At 71.6% G+C, this 15,435-nt stretch carries 17 protein-coding genes and 1 pseudogene; 6 read left to right on the top strand and 12 right to left on the bottom strand.

The window, feature by feature from the left end; translation table 11 throughout:
• Nucleotides 1-41 precede the first annotated feature (41 nt).
• Nucleotides 42-818, top strand: coding sequence for a DedA family protein (locus SLP03_RS14535; RefSeq protein WP_319461128.1), 777 nt, complete (start codon nucleotides 42-44; stop codon nucleotides 816-818).
• Between the two features lie 180 nt (nucleotides 819-998).
• Here the strand turns inward: SLP03_RS14535 and SLP03_RS14530 are convergent, their stop codons facing one another.
• The 9 genes and pseudogenes from SLP03_RS14530 to clpB all read right to left on the bottom strand — a co-directional run bounded on the left by SLP03_RS14530 (nucleotide 999) and on the right by clpB (nucleotide 9,744).
• Nucleotides 999-1,376, bottom strand: coding sequence for an ArsR/SmtB family transcription factor (locus tag SLP03_RS14530; protein ID WP_007454255.1), 378 nt, complete (start codon nucleotides 1,374-1,376; stop codon nucleotides 999-1,001).
• Nucleotides 1,377-1,433: 57 nt separating this feature from the next.
• The gene (gene pyrE, locus SLP03_RS14525; protein ID WP_319461114.1) at nucleotides 1,434-1,973 is read right to left on the bottom strand and encodes an orotate phosphoribosyltransferase; all 540 of its coding nucleotides are present in this window, start codon (nucleotides 1,971-1,973) and stop codon (nucleotides 1,434-1,436) included.
• A gap of 165 nt (nucleotides 1,974-2,138) precedes the next feature.
• Nucleotides 2,139-2,948 (bottom strand): SDR family oxidoreductase, encoded by an 810-nt coding sequence (locus SLP03_RS14520; RefSeq protein WP_319461113.1) that lies wholly within the window; start codon nucleotides 2,946-2,948, stop codon nucleotides 2,139-2,141.
• Between the two features lie 197 nt (nucleotides 2,949-3,145).
• Nucleotides 3,146-3,754, bottom strand: a pseudogene (locus SLP03_RS14515) (hypothetical protein); the annotation flags it as partial.
• Between the two features lie 72 nt (nucleotides 3,755-3,826).
• Complete coding sequence (locus tag SLP03_RS14510) at nucleotides 3,827-4,645, bottom strand: hypothetical protein (protein ID WP_319461112.1); 819 nt, start codon at nucleotides 4,643-4,645, stop codon at nucleotides 3,827-3,829.
• Between the two features lie 95 nt (nucleotides 4,646-4,740).
• Nucleotides 4,741-5,739 carry a hypothetical protein gene (locus SLP03_RS14505; RefSeq protein ID WP_319461127.1) on the bottom strand — a complete coding sequence of 333 codons (999 nt, stop codon included), beginning with the start codon at nucleotides 5,737-5,739 and terminating at the stop codon, nucleotides 4,741-4,743.
• A 189-nt stretch (nucleotides 5,740-5,928) separates the two neighbouring features.
• Nucleotides 5,929-6,558, bottom strand: a complete 630-nt coding sequence (locus tag SLP03_RS14500) for a DUF4178 domain-containing protein (protein WP_319461111.1) — start codon at nucleotides 6,556-6,558, stop codon at nucleotides 5,929-5,931.
• Between the two features lie 106 nt (nucleotides 6,559-6,664).
• Nucleotides 6,665-7,042 (bottom strand): hypothetical protein, encoded by a 378-nt coding sequence (locus SLP03_RS14495; protein ID WP_319461110.1) that lies wholly within the window; start codon nucleotides 7,040-7,042, stop codon nucleotides 6,665-6,667.
• 110 nt (nucleotides 7,043-7,152) lie between these two features.
• Complete coding sequence (clpB, locus tag SLP03_RS14490; protein ID WP_319461109.1) at nucleotides 7,153-9,744, bottom strand: ATP-dependent chaperone ClpB; 2,592 nt, start codon at nucleotides 9,742-9,744, stop codon at nucleotides 7,153-7,155.
• Between the two features lie 186 nt (nucleotides 9,745-9,930).
• On the opposite strand from clpB, the gene SLP03_RS14485 reads away from it, so the two are divergent.
• Together SLP03_RS14485 and SLP03_RS31625 are read left to right on the top strand one after the other, a co-directional pair.
• Nucleotides 9,931-10,980 (top strand): Fic family protein, encoded by a 1,050-nt coding sequence (locus SLP03_RS14485; protein ID WP_319461108.1) that lies wholly within the window; start codon nucleotides 9,931-9,933, stop codon nucleotides 10,978-10,980.
• Nucleotides 10,916-11,200, top strand: a complete 285-nt coding sequence (locus SLP03_RS31625) for an epoxide hydrolase N-terminal domain-containing protein (protein WP_413644523.1) — start codon at nucleotides 10,916-10,918, stop codon at nucleotides 11,198-11,200. Before SLP03_RS14485 ends, SLP03_RS31625 begins: the two co-directional genes overlap by 65 nt.
• Nucleotides 11,201-11,234: 34 nt before the next feature.
• On the opposite strand, the gene SLP03_RS14475 is transcribed toward SLP03_RS31625, so the two are convergent.
• Nucleotides 11,235-11,519: a hypothetical protein gene (locus tag SLP03_RS14475; RefSeq protein WP_319461107.1), complete on the bottom strand. Its 285-nt coding sequence runs from the start codon at nucleotides 11,517-11,519 to the stop codon at nucleotides 11,235-11,237.
• A complete protein-coding gene (locus tag SLP03_RS14470; protein ID WP_413644522.1) occupies nucleotides 11,516-11,851 on the bottom strand; it encodes a DivIVA domain-containing protein in 336 nt (111 codons plus the stop codon). Before SLP03_RS14470 ends, SLP03_RS14475 begins: the two co-directional genes overlap by 4 nt.
• 313 nt (nucleotides 11,852-12,164) lie before the next feature.
• On the opposite strand from SLP03_RS14470, the gene SLP03_RS14465 reads away from it, so the two are divergent.
• The gene (locus tag SLP03_RS14465; RefSeq protein WP_319461106.1) at nucleotides 12,165-12,383 is read left to right on the top strand and encodes a winged helix-turn-helix domain-containing protein; all 219 of its coding nucleotides are present in this window, start codon (nucleotides 12,165-12,167) and stop codon (nucleotides 12,381-12,383) included.
• Between the two features lie 23 nt (nucleotides 12,384-12,406).
• On the opposite strand, the gene SLP03_RS14460 is transcribed toward SLP03_RS14465, so the two are convergent.
• On the bottom strand, nucleotides 12,407-13,510 hold the full coding sequence (locus SLP03_RS14460) for a hypothetical protein (protein WP_319461105.1): 1,104 nt from the start codon (nucleotides 13,508-13,510) through the stop codon (nucleotides 12,407-12,409).
• Nucleotides 13,511-13,652: 142 nt separating this feature from the next.
• On the opposite strand from SLP03_RS14460, the gene SLP03_RS14455 reads away from it, so the two are divergent.
• Together SLP03_RS14455 and SLP03_RS14450 are read left to right on the top strand one after the other, a co-directional pair.
• Nucleotides 13,653-14,153 (top strand): cation:proton antiporter regulatory subunit, encoded by a 501-nt coding sequence (locus SLP03_RS14455; protein WP_319461104.1) that lies wholly within the window; start codon nucleotides 13,653-13,655, stop codon nucleotides 14,151-14,153.
• Between the two features lie 5 nt (nucleotides 14,154-14,158).
• Nucleotides 14,159-15,367 (top strand): cation:proton antiporter, encoded by a 1,209-nt coding sequence (locus tag SLP03_RS14450; RefSeq protein ID WP_319461103.1) that lies wholly within the window; start codon nucleotides 14,159-14,161, stop codon nucleotides 15,365-15,367.
• Nucleotides 15,368-15,435 lie beyond the last annotated feature (68 nt).

Genomic DNA, 15,435 nt, shown 5'->3' with positions numbered 1-15,435 from the left:
CGGTAACCTTTGTGGCCGTGGACACAGCAGAGAAGACCCGGATGCTCTCCGAGAGCATCGCCCTGAACCCGATCGACCCGAAGGACCTGATTCACACCTTCGGGTTGATCGGCGTCTGGGCGATCCTCTTCGCCGAGACCGGCCTACTGGTCGGCTTCTTCTTCCCGGGCGACTCGCTGCTGTTCCTGGCCGGCGTGGCCGCCTCGCCGGTGGCCGACGCGATCTTCGGTAGCGGCACCCGGCTGAACCTGGCCGCGCTGCTGATCGGCGGGCCGCTCTGCGCGATCGCCGGCGCGCAGCTCGGGCACTGGCTCGGTGCCCGGTACGGCCGCCGGATGTTCGAGCGCCCCAACTCCCGCCTCTTCAAGCGGGAGTACGTGGAGAAGGCGGAGTACTACTTCCAGAAGTTCGGCCCGGCGAAGGCCGTGGTGCTGGCCCGCTTCATCCCGATCGTCCGCACGTTCCTCAACCCGGTGGCCGGGGTGCTCGGCATGCCGGCCCGACAGTTCCTGCTCTGGAACATCGTCGGCGCCTTCCTCTGGGTGGACGGCATCCTGCTGATCGGCTACCTGCTCGCCGAGCAGATCTACAGCGCGATCGGCGACAAGATCGACCGGTACATCCTGCCGGTGGTCGCGCTGATCGTCGTGATCTCGGTGCTGCCGATCTTCTTCGAGTTCCTCCGCGACCGGCGGGCGCGCAAGCGCGGCGAGGCGGCCGCGATGGTCGCCGCGGCCAGCGCGGCCGGGGTGGCCGACGCGGTGCGGGACGCCGTCGACGGCGACGACCACCCCCACCACGGCCAGCACGGCCGCTGATCCCGGGTACGCCGATGGCCGGTCCCCTCGCGGGGGCCGGCCATCGGCAACGACCTGTCGACCTGCGGATGGTACGGATGACGGGCAGCCGTCACCGTCCGGTGGTGGCGCCACCCCAAGCACGCCACCCGACGCCGCCCCGGGCAGGGGCGACCATCCGGTCGTCGGACACGTCCGGTTTCAGCGGGCCTTCTTGGTGGCCCGCTTGCGCGGCGGGGTCAGCAGATCCGCGATCGTCGCGATCGCGCTCGGCACCAGCCGGTAGTACGCCCAGACACCGCGCTTCTCCCGCTCCAGCAAGCCGGCCTCGGTGAGGATACGCAGGTGGTGACTGACCGTCGGCTGCGAGAGGCCGAGCGGCGCGGTCAGGTCACAGACGCACGCCTCGCCCTCGGGGGCCGACTGGATCAGGCTGAGCAGCCGCAGCCGGGCGGGATCCGCGAGGGCCTTGAGGACCCCCGCGAGACGCTCGGCATCGGCACGTTCGATCGGCTCGCCGGCAAGCGGCGAGATCTGAGGCATGGTCATTTCAGCCAACGCAGTTCCCACGTATTCCATCCTTCCACCAGCAGCATCGATCCGCCTGCATATCAGCAGATCCGAATCGGTCGACTTTTACGCCACAAGGCCGAGGTCAGCCAACGTATAGGCCGCCCGATAAGGCAATCCGGCGGCTCGCACCGCGTCGCCGGCACCTCGATCAACAATAACCGCAACACCCACCACTTCGGCCCCGGCCTCGCGCAGTGCGTCGACGGCGGTCAACACACTGCCACCCGTGGTCGAGGTGTCCTCCACGGCCAGGACCCGACGACCCGCGACGTCCGGCCCCTCGATCCGGCGTTGCAGACCATGCGCCTTCCCCGCCTTGCGGACGACGAACGCGTCCAGCGGGCGATCGGTCGCGGCGGCCGCGTGCAGCATCGAGAGGGCGACCGGATCGGCCCCCAGGGTCAGCCCGCCGACGGCGTCGTACTCCCAGTCGGCGGTCAGCTCGCGCAGCACCCGACCGACCAACGGCGCCGCCCGGTGATCGAGCGTGACGCGACGCAGATCGACGTACCAGTCCGCCTCGCGACCTGAGGACAGCACCACCCGGCCATGGACCACAGCCAGGTCAGTGATGAATTTACGCAGGTCGTCGTGGTGGCCCATGGCGATAGAGGGTACTGCGCAAGTCTGGGAGCCGGATGTGGGGTCCACCCGGGTCAGCCCTGCGGGCGACCGATGGGTGGCGATGTCCGACTACTCCGCGCGACCGTCCATCCGGGTCGGCGCCGCCACGTCCCGCCCGCGGGACAGCCGTCCGGCCGACCGCGCTCAACCGCCGTCCCGGCCCACCCGCCCCCGGGTGTCCCGGGAGACCCCGCGCAGCAGCCGCCTCGGCGCGTGCCGCAGACCGGCCACCGCCAGCTTGTACTTCCACGTCGGAACGCTGACCAGCTTTCCTTTTTCCAGGTCACGCAGCCCTTCGGCGACCACATCGTCGGCCTTGAGCCACATCCAGCGCGGGGTCGCGGACATGTCGATGCCCGCCCGCTCGTGGTAACCGGTGCGGGTGTAGCCCGGACAGAGCGCCATCACCCGTACGCCGCGCGGCGCCACCGAACGGCCGATCGACTCACTGAAATTCGTCACCCAAGCCTTGCTCGCCGAGTACGTCGAGCCAGGCATGACCACCCCGAAACCCGCAACCGAAGAGACATTTATCACTGCCCCTCGCCCGCGTTCGACCATCGGGCCGAGGGCGGCGTGGGTCAGCCGCAGCACGGCCTGCACGTTGAGCCGCAGCAGCCGGGCCTCGTCCTCGACGGTCGACCGGAGGAACGGGGTGTTGAGACTGATCCCGGCGTTGTTGACCAGCAGCTCGATCGGCGGGTCGGCGGTGAGCCGGCGCTCCACCGCCGCGCAACCGTCGTCCGTGGACAGATCGGCGGAGATCACCTCGGCCTCCCGCCCGTACCGGCCGGTCAGCTCGGCGGCCGTGGCGTCGAGCCGACCGGCGTCCCGGGCCACCAGGACCAGGTGCCAGCCGTCGGCGGCGAGCCGGTGCGCGAAGGCCGCGCCGATCCCCGCGCTGGCACCGGTGATCAGGGCCCGTCGTGGGGCGAAGGGTGGTTCGGCGGTCATGGGCGGTCCTCGGGGGGTGGGGGCGGGCCGTCACTGGGCGGGGCCGACGGCGGCCCGGAGACGGGTGGGGCCGACGGCGGCCCGTAGTCGGACGGGGTCGGTAGGCCCGACGGCGGTCCGTAGCCGGGCGGGGCGGACGGCGGTCCGTAGCCGGTCGGAGCCGGGTAGCTCGGCGCGGCCGGGGGCGTCGGGCCGGTCGGGGGAATCGGGCCGGTCGGGGGAATCGGGCCGGTCGGGGTCGGCCGGCGGCGGAGGAAGGCGCTCGCGGCGGGCAGGGTCAGCAGGGCGGCGACCACCAGGTAGCCGAGGACCTGCGCCACCGACAGGGCCGCGTTCAGCGGGATCCACCAGCCCGGATACGCGTCACCCAGCCGGGCCAGCAGCTCGGCGGTGACCCGCTCGTCGGCGCCCAACCGCAGTGGCGCGGCCCGCTGACCGACCAGCACGGCCAGCCCGCAGCAGCCGCAGAGCAGGCCCAGCCCGCAGACCGCCCAGGTGCCCACCCGGGCACCCGCGCGGCCGGCGAGCAGGCCGAGGGCGAGACCGACGAGCACCAGGCCGACCAGCACGCCTCCCACGGCCGACAGCACGCTGGAGGCACGCAGCAGCGACACCACGCCGTCGATCTCGCTGCCCCCGGCACCGGTCGCGCTCGCGGCCAATCGGAAGCGGTCGACGGTGCCACCCAGGACGAGCAGGCCCGCGACGGCGTACACCGCGGCGCCGACCGCCATCAGCAGCAGCACCGTCGCCGCGGCGACGACCGCCGCCGGACGGCGGGGCGGCGCCTGATCGGGATACGACACGACAGATCCCTCCGGTAGGCATCGGCTTGCAACCTACTCGGAGGGATCGTCGGCGTCGCCCTTATCCGGACGTCAACTTCCCGATGGCGGCCGGGTTCCCGGCCCCTCGGTCCCGTCCTCCCCACCACCCGGCCGGCCCGGTGCCGGTCGGTCCCAACCAGGCTGGTCCGATCCCGGCTGGCCGGGAGCCGGCGGGGCCGGCGGCTGCCACGGACCGGGCGCGGCGGGGTGGCCCGGGGCCGGCGGGTAGCCAAGCTGACCGGGCTGACCAGGCTGGCCGGGGGCGTACGGCTGGGCCGGGTAGCCGCCGCCGGGCAGCGGCGGCTCCCAGGTCTGCTGCGGCTTGCGGAAGAAGGCGTTGGCCTTCGGCAGCGCCAGCAGGATCAGGGCGACCAGCAGGGCGAGCATGCCGAGGACGCCGAGCAACGTGGTGAGCGGGCCGTACCAGGAGGGCAACGCGTCCTCCAGCCGGCGTTGGACCTCCGCCCCACTCGGCATGTCGCCGGTGTTCCCGCCGCTGGTCAGCCCGCCGGCCGCGTTGTTCACCAGGCTGCCGCCGGTGCAGCAGATCAGGATGCCGCCCAGCACCCAGGTGGTGATCCGGGCGCCGTTCTTCCCGCGGTTGTTCAGCAGCGCGAGGACGACCATGCCGACGGCGAGCAGCAGGGTCAGCACGGCCAACGCGATGCCGAACACGTAGGCCAACTCGCCGGCCTGCTCGGCGGAGGTCCCTCGGTAGGCGTCCTCGAGGACCTTCCGGACGGTGCCGATGGTGGAAATCGTCAGGATCAGGTTGACCACCTGAATGACGGCGAACAGGATGAGCAGCCAGCTGGATATCGTCACCAGGCCCGGCCGGGCACGGGTGGGCGTGCCGTGGGCATCGACCATGATTCTCCTTCCCTAGATCACCCGCACACCGTAACCAGCTTCGGCCACCGGGGCACGGCACGCCGGGCGGGAACATCCGGAACAGGGGGCGTCGGTCAGTCGTCGAGCGGCGACGCCTGCAGGCAGAGCCGGCGGTGCTCGGCGGTGACCACACCGAGGAGGAAGAGGTCGACGGCGAGGGCGGAGACCGCCCCGAACTGGTTGACGGTGAAGTTGAAGATCTGCCCGAAGAGCAGGTCGACCAGGAGCGCCAGCTTGAACAGCCGGAACGCGTCGGCCCGGTCCCGGCGCAGCCGCAGCGCCGCCCGTACGCTCAGCACGGCGGTGATCAGCGCGGCGATCGAGGTCCCCAGCACCGCGCCCCACTCCCGCTGCTGGTCCAGCTCACCGGTGACGCCGGCGAGCAGCACGCCCACCACGGTGACCACCGGCTCCACCACCAGGTAGACCACCACCGGCCAGACCAGCCACCGGCGGGCGGTCAGCCAGGCGACGACCCGACGGGAAGCGGCCACCCAGCGCTGCCAGAACCGGACCGGTGGCGGCTCCCGCCGGGGCACCGCGTCGAGCAGTCGCCTCACCGCCGCTTCGGTGGCCGGACCCGATCCCCGGACCAGCCGCAGCACCGCCGCGCGCCGCCGGTCGGTGAGCCCACCCGGCACCCCGCTCAGCACCATGTCCAGGGCGTTCGCGGTCCGCTCGGCGGGGGTCAGCCGGATCCGGCCACGGACCGCCTGGGTGAGCACGACCAGCAGGGCGAACGCGCCGTAGATGATGCCGGCGGCCGGGGCGTAGAAGTAGTCGGTCCGGGTGGTGACGAACTTGCCCACCTCGTCGATGAAGAGCCCGAAGCCGACGCCGCCGACGATCGCGCCGGCCGTCCGGGGCCCACCGCCGAGGAAGACCAGCGCGATGCCGAGGCCGGCGGCCATCAGCAGCCCGCCCCAGAGCACGTGCGCGACGTGCAGTCCGCCCCCGCCGAGCTGCGGGTAGCCGGTGGCCTGGAGGTACGCCCGGGTGAGCAGCACGGTGACCACCCCGGAGAGCACGAACGCCTCGAGGTACGCGGCCGCGTCCACCGACCGGGTCGGCACCCGGTTGCGGAGCCATTCGACGCCCGGGGGTGTACGGCGACGACGCGACGACCCGGGCGACATGCCACCGACGCTAGTGGCCGCAACACTTTGTCCGGGCGTACTCCAGCACCCTGGGCTGCAGCAACGTGGCGGCGGCCAGCCCGAACCGTTCGAGGCCGCTCTCGGCGTCGACGTCGACCGGCAGGCTCAGGCCGCCTTCTCCGGGCCGCCCTGCGGGTAGATCATCACCTCGGCCCGGTGCAGCTTCTCGCCGAGCGCCACCTTCCAGCCGGCCTCCCCGTACGCCTCGAAGGAGAGCCGGCCCCCGCCGGGCGCCTGGTAGTCGTAGTAGCGCATGGTGCCGCGCGGTTCGAGGCCGGTGCCGTCGGTGGCGGTGTAGCGGGCCTCGCCGGACTCGTCCCAGGTGTAGCGGCGGCCGGCGACGTCGAGGGTCGGTGCGCCCGGCGTGACGGTGGCGGACGGTTCGGCGGTCCAGAGCACCAGCTCCAGGTCCGGGTCCTCCTGGACGGAGAGCCAACGCTTCACCCCGCCGGCGTCGTCGAGCTGGTGTTCCGCCCAGCTCCAGCCGCCCTCGACGAGGTGCACCGAGCCGCGCACCGTGTGCGGCACCTGGCGGATCTCCACGATGTCGCCGGGGCGGAGCTTGCGGGGGTCACCGCGCAGCGCGTCGGAGTCCCGGTCACGGAACGGGTCGCCGGGCGCCGGCGGGCGCGGCCCGGACCGGGCCTTGCGGAGCGCCACCACGGCGATCACGGCACCGGCCACTCCGATCAGACATCCCAGCGTCGTCACCAGGTACGCCACCGAACCGTTCACGACCACCTCCCCACGTGCGTCGGCGGGAACGGTAACAACCCGACGCCCGGGCTGGGAAAACTTGCTCGCCGAGTCACTGGTCGGTTACCGGCCGCCCCGGCCCCGGTCAGGCGTCCGCGAGGCGTTCCGTGGCGTACCCATGCAGCGTCGCGCGCCCCATCACGCACCCGCTGAACGTGGTGAACTCGCGCTCGTCGTCGCGCAGCCGCGTCCAGGCCGCCCGACCGGCCACCGGGTCGACCTGGTCCAGCAGCGTCGCCGCGTACGCCTTTCCCGCCGGCGAGCCGTGCGTGAGCAACCAGTCGACCTTCTTACGGGCCGCCTCGGGGTGCTCGTCGAGCGCCCGCTCCACGTGCCGGTACGCCTCGGTCGCCGGCAGCAGGGTGGACGCGATGCCCACCCCGCCGAAGGCGAGCGTGTCGGCCTTGGCCAGCTCCTTGACGGCGGCGTTCAGCTCGCGGTCCTTCTTCCCGATCCCCAACATGCCCTCACTATTGCCCCGCGCCGGGGCCGCTGACCCTGTTGACCAAGAAGTTTGCGTCCGGGAGCACCGGCTCCTCGGACGCAAACTTCTTGATCATTGCGGTCGATCCGTCAGGCGGCGGTGACCGCCAGCGATTCCTTGGCGTCGGAGAGGTCGACCTTCACCGTGTCGCCGTCGCGGATCTGGCCGGCGAGCAGGGCCTTGGCGAGCTGGTCGCCGATGGCCGACTGGACCAGGCGACGCAGCGGGCGGGCACCGTAGATCGGGTCGTACCCGCGCTCGGCGAGCCAGGTGCGGGCCGCTTCGGTGATCTCCAGGCCGAGCCGGCGGTCCGCCAGCCGCTTTCGCATCCGGCCGAGCTGGATGTCGACGATCGAGCGCAGGTCGTCACCGCGGAGCGCGGCGAAGACCACGATGTCGTCGAGGCGGTTGATGAACTCCGGCTTGAAGTGCGACCGCACCATCGCGAGGACACCCTCCCGGCGCTGCTCCTCGGCCAGCGTCAGGTCGCTGATCACCGACGACCCGAGGTTGGAGGTGAGGATCAGGATCGCGTTGCGGAAGTCCACCGTCCGGCCCTGGCCGTCGGTGAGCCGACCGTCGTCGAGCACCTGGAGCAGCACGTCGAAGACGTCCGGGTGGGCCTTCTCCACCTCGTCCAGCAGGATCACCGAGTACGGCCGGCGGCGCACCGCCTCGGTGAGCTGCCCGCCCTCCTCGTAGCCGACGTACCCGGGCGGGGCGCCGAGCAGGCGGGCCACCGAGTGCTTCTCGCCGTACTCGCTCATGTCGATGCGGACCATGGCCCGCTCGTCGTCGAAGAGGAACTCGGCGAGCGCCTTGGCCAGCTCGGTCTTGCCGACACCGGTCGGACCGAGGAAGAGGAAGCTGCCGGTCGGGCGGTCCGGGTCGGCGACGCCGGCCCGGGCGCGGCGGACCGCGTCGGAGACCGCGGTGACCGCCTCGGTCTGGCCGACCACCCGGGAGCCCAGCGACTCCTCCATCCGGAGCAGCTTGGCCGTCTCGCCCTCGAGCAGCCGGCCGGCGGGGATGCCGGTCCAGGAGGCGACCACGGCGGCGATGTCGTCCGCGCCGACCTCCTCCTTGAGCATCGCGCCGTCGGCCTGGAGCCGGGCCAGCTCCTCCTCGGCCTTCGTCAGCTCGGCCTTGAGGGCGGGGATCCGGCCGTACCGCAGCTCAGCGGCGCGTTCCAGCTCGCCGTCCCGCTCGGCCCGCTCGGCCTCGCCGCCGAGGCGCTCCAGTTCCTCCTTGGCAGTGGAGAGCTTGGTGATGTGGCTCTTCTCCAGCTGCCAACGCTCGGAGAGCACGGTGAGCTGCTCGCGCTTGTCGGCCAGCTCCTTGCGCAGCCGTTCGAGGCGCTCGGCGGAGGCGGCGTCCGGCTCCTTGGCCAGCGCCATCTCCTCGATCTCCAGCCGGCGCACCGCCCGCTCGATCTCGTCCACCTCGACCGGCCGGGAGTCGATCTCCATCCGGAGCCGGGACGCGGACTCGTCGACCAGATCGATCGCCTTGTCCGGCAGGAACCGTTCGGTGATGTAGCGGTCGGAGAGGGAGGCGGCGGCGACCAGCGCGGCATCGGTGATGCGTACGCCGTGGTGCACCTCGTAGCGCTCCTTGAGGCCGCGCAGGATGCCGATGGTGTCCTCGATGGTCGGCTCGCCGACCAGCACCGGCTGGAAGCGGCGCTCCAGCGCCGGGTCCTTCTCGATGTGCTCGCGGTACTCGTCGAGGGTGGTCGCGCCGACCATCCGCAGCTCGCCCCGGGCCAGCATCGGCTTGAGCATGTTGCCGGCGTCCATCGAGCCCTCGCCCTTGCCGGCGCCGACCACCGTGTGCAGTTCGTCGAGGAAGGTGATGACCTGTCCGTTGGAGTTCCTGATCTCCTCCAGGACCGACTTCAGCCGCTCCTCAAACTGGCCGCGGTACTGCGCCCCGGCGACCATCGCGCCGAGGTCGAGGGAGACCAGCTTCTTGCCCCGCAACGACTCGGGCACGTCACCGGCGACGATCCGCTGGGCGAGGCCCTCGACGATCGCGGTCTTGCCGACGCCGGGCTCGCCGATCAGCACCGGGTTGTTCTTCGTACGCCGGGAAAGCACCTGGATCACCCGGCGGATCTCCGAGTCCCGGCCGATCACCGGGTCGATCTTGCCGTCGCGGGCGCTCGCGGTCAGGTCGACGCCGTACTTGGCGAGGGCCTGGTAGGTCTGCTCCGGGTCTACGGTGGTGACCCGCCGGTCCCCGCCGCGCACGGTCGGGAAGGCGGCGACCAGGTTCTCCTCGGTGGCGCCGGCGGACTTCAGCGCGCCGGAGACCGCCCCACCCACCCGGGCGAGGCCGGCGAGCAGGTGCTCCGTGGAGGTGTACTCGTCGCCCAGCGGCCGGGCGATCTGCTCGGCGGCGCCGATGGCGTTGACGAACTCGCGGGCCAGGGTGGGCTCGGCGATGCTGGAGCCGCGCGCGGCGGGCAGCGCGTCGACCGCACGCTGGGCGGCCCGGCTCAGCTCGGCGGGGTCGGCCCCGACGGCGCGCAGCAGGCCGGCGGCGGTCGAGCCCTCGGTGTCCAGCAGCGACAGCAGCAGGTGCCAGGGCTCCACGGTGGCGTGGCCGCGCTGGTTGGCCAGGGCGACGGCGCCGGTGATGGTCTCGCGGCTCTTGGTGGTGAGTCGTTCCGTGTTCATTGGCTCCCCCGGATCGGCGTGTCCACTAGGAAGGACACAACCAGAGTTGAGCCTATTCCGCTCAACTCCAGGTGTGTGACCTGGCTCACTCGATACGCGGCCGGTCGTGCGCGGATCTATCCAACAGAACTACATAAACTAAATATCCGAGCCTGAAAATAGGTACTTTCTAGAGCGGATGACGTGATGCGCAGTTTCGCCGATCTCGATCGGTTGATCGGTCAGGTGCCTGGTCCGGTCGTCACCGCGCTCGGCACGGTGGACGTCGGTCGGGGCTCGGAGGCGCTTTACCGGGATCAACTTCCTGGCCTGCTGAGCCAGCTCGCCAACCGGGCTCGCGTCGCCAGCATCACGGCCTCCTCAGCCATCGAGGGTGTCGTCGTCCCCGACCACGCTCGAGCAGACAAGATCCTTTCAGGCAGGGTCACGCAGCTGAGGACCCGAAGCGAGCAGGAGCTCGCCGGCTACCGGGACGCCCAGGACTATCTGTTCCAGGGTCCGTGGCGCCCAATCAACAGCGGACTTCTCCTCCACCTGCACAAGATGCTCTTCGGGCACACCGCAGCCGCCGGCGGTCGGTTCAAGACCGAGGACAACCTGGTCGTCGACCGCTCCGCTTCGGGGGAGGTGACCGTGCGCTTCCAGCCCGTCCGAGCGTCGGACACGCCCTTCTACGTGTCGGAGCTGATCGACCGCTACCTGGCCGAAGTGTCAGGCCAACGGCATCACCCGGTGCTCCTGGTCGGGCTCTTCGCACTCGATCTGCTCGTGATCCATCCCTTCGAGGACGGAAATGGACGGGTGACCCGGGCCCTCACCAACGCCCTGCTGATGGAGACCGGTTACACCGTCTCGCGGTACGTCAGCTTGGAACAGCGGATCGCCGAGACGGCGGACGAGCACTACCAGGCCCTGCTCGACTCCACCCATGGCTGGCACGACGACCGCGCCGACCCTTGGCCATGGCTGAGCTACTTCGTCAACATCCTGGCCACGGCGTACCGGACGTTCGCGCAGCGGGCCGCCTCTGATCGAGCCGACGGCTCGAAGCAGGACCGGGTCCGCGACTACGTGAACCACGCTCCCGCAGTCTTCCGGATGTCCGACATCCGCACCGCGCTACCCGGCGTCAGCGATCCGACGATCCGCGTCGTGCTGGACCGCCTCCGCCGTGACGGCATCATCAGCTCCGACGGCCTGGGCAGGGCGGCAGCCTGGCGGCGAACGCCTTCCTGATCCGAAGGAGTGCGGGTCAGCGGAGATCCACTTCCTGCATGTCCGGTCGCGGCCGGACGCCACCCCGCTGGTGCTCATCCACGGCTGGCCCGGCTCGGTGGTCGAGTACCTGGACCGGTCGGGACTCCGGTCCCCCGCCGGGCACCTCGCCGTCCGGCCGGACCGGTCGGAGTGTGGTCGTGACGGGTCGGCGTCCGCGCCTGCCGCCGGGCGGCGGTAGGGCGCGGACCGCCTTTGGAGCTGAATCGTCTGCATCATCGGGCACGGTGGCGCCGGGACGAATCCGGCCAGCGGGGCAGGCGGGCGGTGCAGGGAGTTTCGTGGTCGGCGCGCAGGACGCAGCGCCGGCCGTTGTCGAGGCGGTGGTCGCAGAACACGCGGTGGCGTACCCCCTGGTTGTCCTCGGTGGAAACGGTGGTCTCGCCGGAATCGACGTGAGTGAGGAAGGCCAGCGAGCGGGCGGCGGTCCGCGCGAGGATCTTGGCGCGGGCGAGGTCGGCGGCGGTGACCGGCAGATGGATGACGTACCGGGTGGTCACGGGCGCCGGGCCAGGTCGCGCATGGTGGGGGCGTGGCGGGACTGCCACTCGCGGAGCGCGTCCTTGATCCGGGCCGTCTCCTCCCGGCTTCGGGCCACCTCGGCGTGCGCGGCGGCGAGATCCCCGGCCACCCGGTCGAGGAACGCGACGACCTCGACCGGGTCCAGGCCATGACGGCGGGTGGCGAAGGCCCGGCTGCGCACCTGCCACGGGCGAAGCGGGGGATACGACGGGGAGCGGTACGCGCCTGCCGGCGGCCGGTTCGACGGACCAGATCTGGTCGCCGGCCCGCCGTTGCGCCGCATGAGCAGTGGTCGCAAGAGGTTGCGCACGATGTTCGGTCCCTTCCTCGACTGGTTGTGCGGGGCTGGAAGGAGCGGCCCGGCCGGGCACCGTTGATCAGCCGGGCCGCCCCGCCCTGCCGCCGCAGCCCCGCTCGGCAGTACGACAGCAGGGCACGCCGGGAGGGGTCGGGACGGACTCCAGGGGCACCCGCCCCGACCGGGTGAGCGCCCCAAGTGCCATCCGGAGGCGTTCACGAGGAACCTACAATCGGTACCGGTCGTAGGTCAACGACCAACCCGCGATTGCTTGAGGTTGGAGGTTGCTGCGTGATCGAATGGGTGTGCCATCCGGGGAGTGTGTATGCCCAAGCAGCAGTACCAGGTGCTCGCAGACGAGCTGAAGAACAAGATTGATTCAGGAGAGTGGCGGCCTGGCACGAAGCTGCCCAGCCGCTCGCAGCTGTGCAAGGAGTACGGCGTATCGGACACGGTGGTCGGTAAGGCCATGATGATCCTCCGCGCGACCGGCCTCACCGAGACGCTGGAGGGGGTCGGGGTGTTCGTCGCCGGGCCGAAGTAGGAGGCGAAGACCTAGCCATCGGGTCAGTCGCCGTCCAGGATCAGCTTGATCCAGCGCCGGTTGGCGGTCCACCCCGTGCCGAGAATGACGTCGTCCGGCCCGAAAGCGGCGATCGTGCCGTCGGCGAGCACCGTGAGGTAGTGCTCGGCCGTGAGCGGCCAGTCGAGGTGGTAGTAACGACCCCCGGCCACCATTCCCACCCCGTCGGGGCCGATCACCGCCATCAGCCCGACCCCGATCGGCGCCACCGACCGGGCCTGCGCGGGGTGCCCGACCGCGGGCTCCGGCTCCCAGGACCGTGGACCGACGAAACGCCAGAGCGCCGGGAAATCGGTCCGGTCCGGCCGCTCCCCGATCAGCCAACCCGCGCCGTCGGGAGCGAAGGCCACCCGCAGCACCCCCACCTCGCCGCCGGAGAACGGCACCGGGGTGCGCAGCCAGTGCCGCCCCCGGTCCCCGGACACCGCGGCGTATGGCCGGCCTGCGGCCGCACCGGCCGCCACGATCAGGTCACCGTAGCGACCGGCAGTGTTCAACCCGGGTACCGACGGCTGTACGGTCAGTGGGCGCAACCGCCGGCCGTCCCACTCACCGACTTCGCCCCGGCCCTCGATGACCTGGTAGTCGCCCCGCGCGGCCACCAGCGGCAGCGGCTCCGCCCCGGTGGTATGGGTGAAGGTGACACCACCGTCGGTGGAGGTGTACCAGCCGTACGGCTCGGCGAGCAGCACCAGCGCCCCCGGTACCGCGTAGAGCTGCTGGTCCTGCGCGACCGGACGGGGATGCCGCAGCGCTCGCCAGGAGCGTCCACCGTCCACGGTGGCGAAGAGCAGGGCGGCACAGCCGCGACCGGGCGGCACCCCGTCGCAGGCGGCGAAGAGCGCGTAGCCGTGCGCCGCGTCGACGAACTCGACGTACGGCCGGTCGTACCGTGGTGGGACGGCGACCCGGACGTGCCGTACCTCGTCGAAGCCGGCGGCCCGCGGCGGCGCCGGCGCGGTCACGACCGGTCGGGGTGACGCGGACGCCCAGTTCGGCGGCGGCCGGCGGACGTCCCCGATCGAACAGGCCGCCAGGGCCGGCAGGAACAGCAGTGCGGTCACCGAGCGGGCTGTCCGCCGATTCATGGCGCCTCCAGCACACGGCAGCCAGCCTCACCTGGGTGCGAGTACCTACAGATTGTCCTACCGAGACCGGGACGGGCAGCGCGACCAGCGGAGAAGATCTCCCGGGCTCATCAGATCTCCGACGCAGGGTAGCCTCACCTGGGTGCGAGTACGTGTCGAACAGACTGCCCTACCGGGGATCGGCGTACGTCATGACCTGGTGACCGAATCTGGCCGCCGGTTGGGGGTGGTCTCCCACCGCAACGGCCGCCGGGACCTCGTCCTGTACGACCCGGACGATCCGGACGCCTGCCAGGCAGACATCCCGCTGACCGACGACGAGGCGGAGGCGCTCGCCGACATCCTCGGCGCGTCGCTGATGCTCGGCCAGCTCTCCGGGCTGCGCGAGCAGGCCGCCGGGCTGCTCACCGAGCAGATCGCCATCACGGCCGGCTCGAAGTACGTCAACAAGCGGCTCGGGGACACCCGGGCACGCACCCGTACCGGCGCCTCCATCGTGGCGGTGCTGCGGCAGGGCGAGGTGAACGTCTCGCCGGATCCCACCTTCCGCTTCGCGGCCGGTGACGTGGTGGTCGTGGTCGGCACCCGCCAGGGTCTCGATGGAATGACCGCCATCCTCGCCGACGACGGCCCGGACGGCTGAGGCGGATGCACGAAACCACGACTCTGCTCGTCGAGGTCGGGGCGCTGCTGCTCCTGCTCGGCCTCCTCGGCCGGCTCAGCCGTCGGGTCGGCGTCTCCCCGATCCCCCTCTACCTGCTCGCCGGTCTCGCCTTCGGGCACGGTGGCCTGCTCCCGCTCAACGCCAGCGAGGAGTTCTTCGCGGTCGGCGCGGAGATCGGCGTGATCCTGCTGCTGGTCATGCTCGGCCTGGAATACAGCGCCAACGAACTGGTCGGCAACCTCCGCTCCGCGGCACCCGCCGGGCTGATCGACGCGGTGCTCAACGCCCTGCCCGGCTTCGCGTTCGCGCTGCTGCTCGGCTGGGGCTGGGTGGCCGCCGTGGTGCTGGCGGGCGTCACCTGGGTCTCCTCGTCCGGGGTGATCGCCAAGGTCCTCGGCGACCTGGGCCGGGTCGGCAACCGGGAGACCCCGGTGATCCTCTCCGTGCTGGTGATCGAGGACCTGGCGATGGCGCTCTACCTGCCGCTGGTCACCGCGCTGCTGGCCGGCGTCGGCCTGGTCAAGGGCGGGATCGCCCTGGCCGTGGCGGTGTTGACGGTGGTGCTCGTGCTGGCGGTCGCCATCCGGTACGGCCACCTGATCTCCTCGGCGCTCTCCGCCAAGGATCCGGAGGCGCTGCTGCTCGGGGTGCTCGGCCTGACCCTGCTGGTCGCCGGGGCCGCCGCCAAGCTCCAGGTCTCCGCGGCGGTCGGCGCGTTCCTGGTCGGCATCGCGCTCTCCGGGCCGGTGGCGCACCACGCGACCCAGCTGCTCTCCCCCCTGCGGGACCTCTTCGCCGCGGTCTTCTTCGTGTTCTTCGGGCTGGTCACCGACCCGCTGGACATGCCGCCGGTGCTGCTGCCGGCGCTGGCGCTGGCCGTGGTGACCATGGGGACCAAGCTGCTCACCGGCTACCTGGCCGCCCGGCGAGCCGGGATCGCCGAGCCCGGTCGCTGGCGGGCCGGCTTCGCGCTGACCCCGCGCGGGGAGTTCTCCATCGTCATCGCCGGGCTGGCGGTCGCCGCCGCCCAGCCCGTGGAGCCCCGGCTGGCGGCGCTCGCCACGGCGTACGTGCTGATCACCGTGGTGACCGGGCCGATGCTGGCCCGGCTGCCCGACTTCCCGTGGTTCAAGACCTGGCTGCGCCGGCGCAGCCAGGTCCGCCGGCCGCAACCGGTGCCGACGACCGACTGACGTCTACCGATGCGGATAGGACCGGGTCGGCCGTACGGTGGACCCGGCCCGGCCAACGGTTGCCGAAT

It is taken from the genome of Micromonospora sp. RTP1Z1, assembly GCF_033804685.1.
Lineage (GTDB): Bacteria > Actinomycetota > Actinomycetes > Mycobacteriales > Micromonosporaceae > Micromonospora.
The sequence above is the reverse complement of the archived record's forward strand: the minus strand, read 5'-3'. Positions and strand labels throughout refer to the sequence as shown.

Coding starts and splice junctions, on each gene's coding strand:
- SLP03_RS14460 (WP_319461105.1), bottom strand. CDS start 13,510: ATGAATCGGCGGACAGCCCGCTCGGTGACCGCACTGCTGTTCCTGCCG.
- SLP03_RS14465 (WP_319461106.1), top strand. CDS start 12,165: ATGCCCAAGCAGCAGTACCAGGTGCTCGCAGACGAGCTGAAGAACAAG.
- SLP03_RS14510 (WP_319461112.1), bottom strand. CDS start 4,645: ATGGTCGATGCCCACGGCACGCCCACCCGTGCCCGGCCGGGCCTGGTG.
- SLP03_RS14485 (WP_319461108.1), top strand. CDS start 9,931: ATGCGCAGTTTCGCCGATCTCGATCGGTTGATCGGTCAGGTGCCTGGT.
- pyrE (WP_319461114.1), bottom strand. CDS start 1,973: ATGGGCCACCACGACGACCTGCGTAAATTCATCACTGACCTGGCTGTG.
- SLP03_RS14520 (WP_319461113.1), bottom strand. CDS start 2,948: ATGACCGCCGAACCACCCTTCGCCCCACGACGGGCCCTGATCACCGGT.
- clpB (WP_319461109.1), bottom strand. CDS start 9,744: ATGAACACGGAACGACTCACCACCAAGAGCCGCGAGACCATCACCGGC.
- SLP03_RS14450 (WP_319461103.1), top strand. CDS start 14,159: ATGCACGAAACCACGACTCTGCTCGTCGAGGTCGGGGCGCTGCTGCTC.
- SLP03_RS14530 (WP_007454255.1), bottom strand. CDS start 1,376: ATGGAATACGTGGGAACTGCGTTGGCTGAAATGACCATGCCTCAGATC.
- SLP03_RS14495 (WP_319461110.1), bottom strand. CDS start 7,042: ATGTTGGGGATCGGGAAGAAGGACCGCGAGCTGAACGCCGCCGTCAAG.
- SLP03_RS14535 (WP_319461128.1), top strand. CDS start 42: ATGCTCTCCGAGAGCATCGCCCTGAACCCGATCGACCCGAAGGACCTG.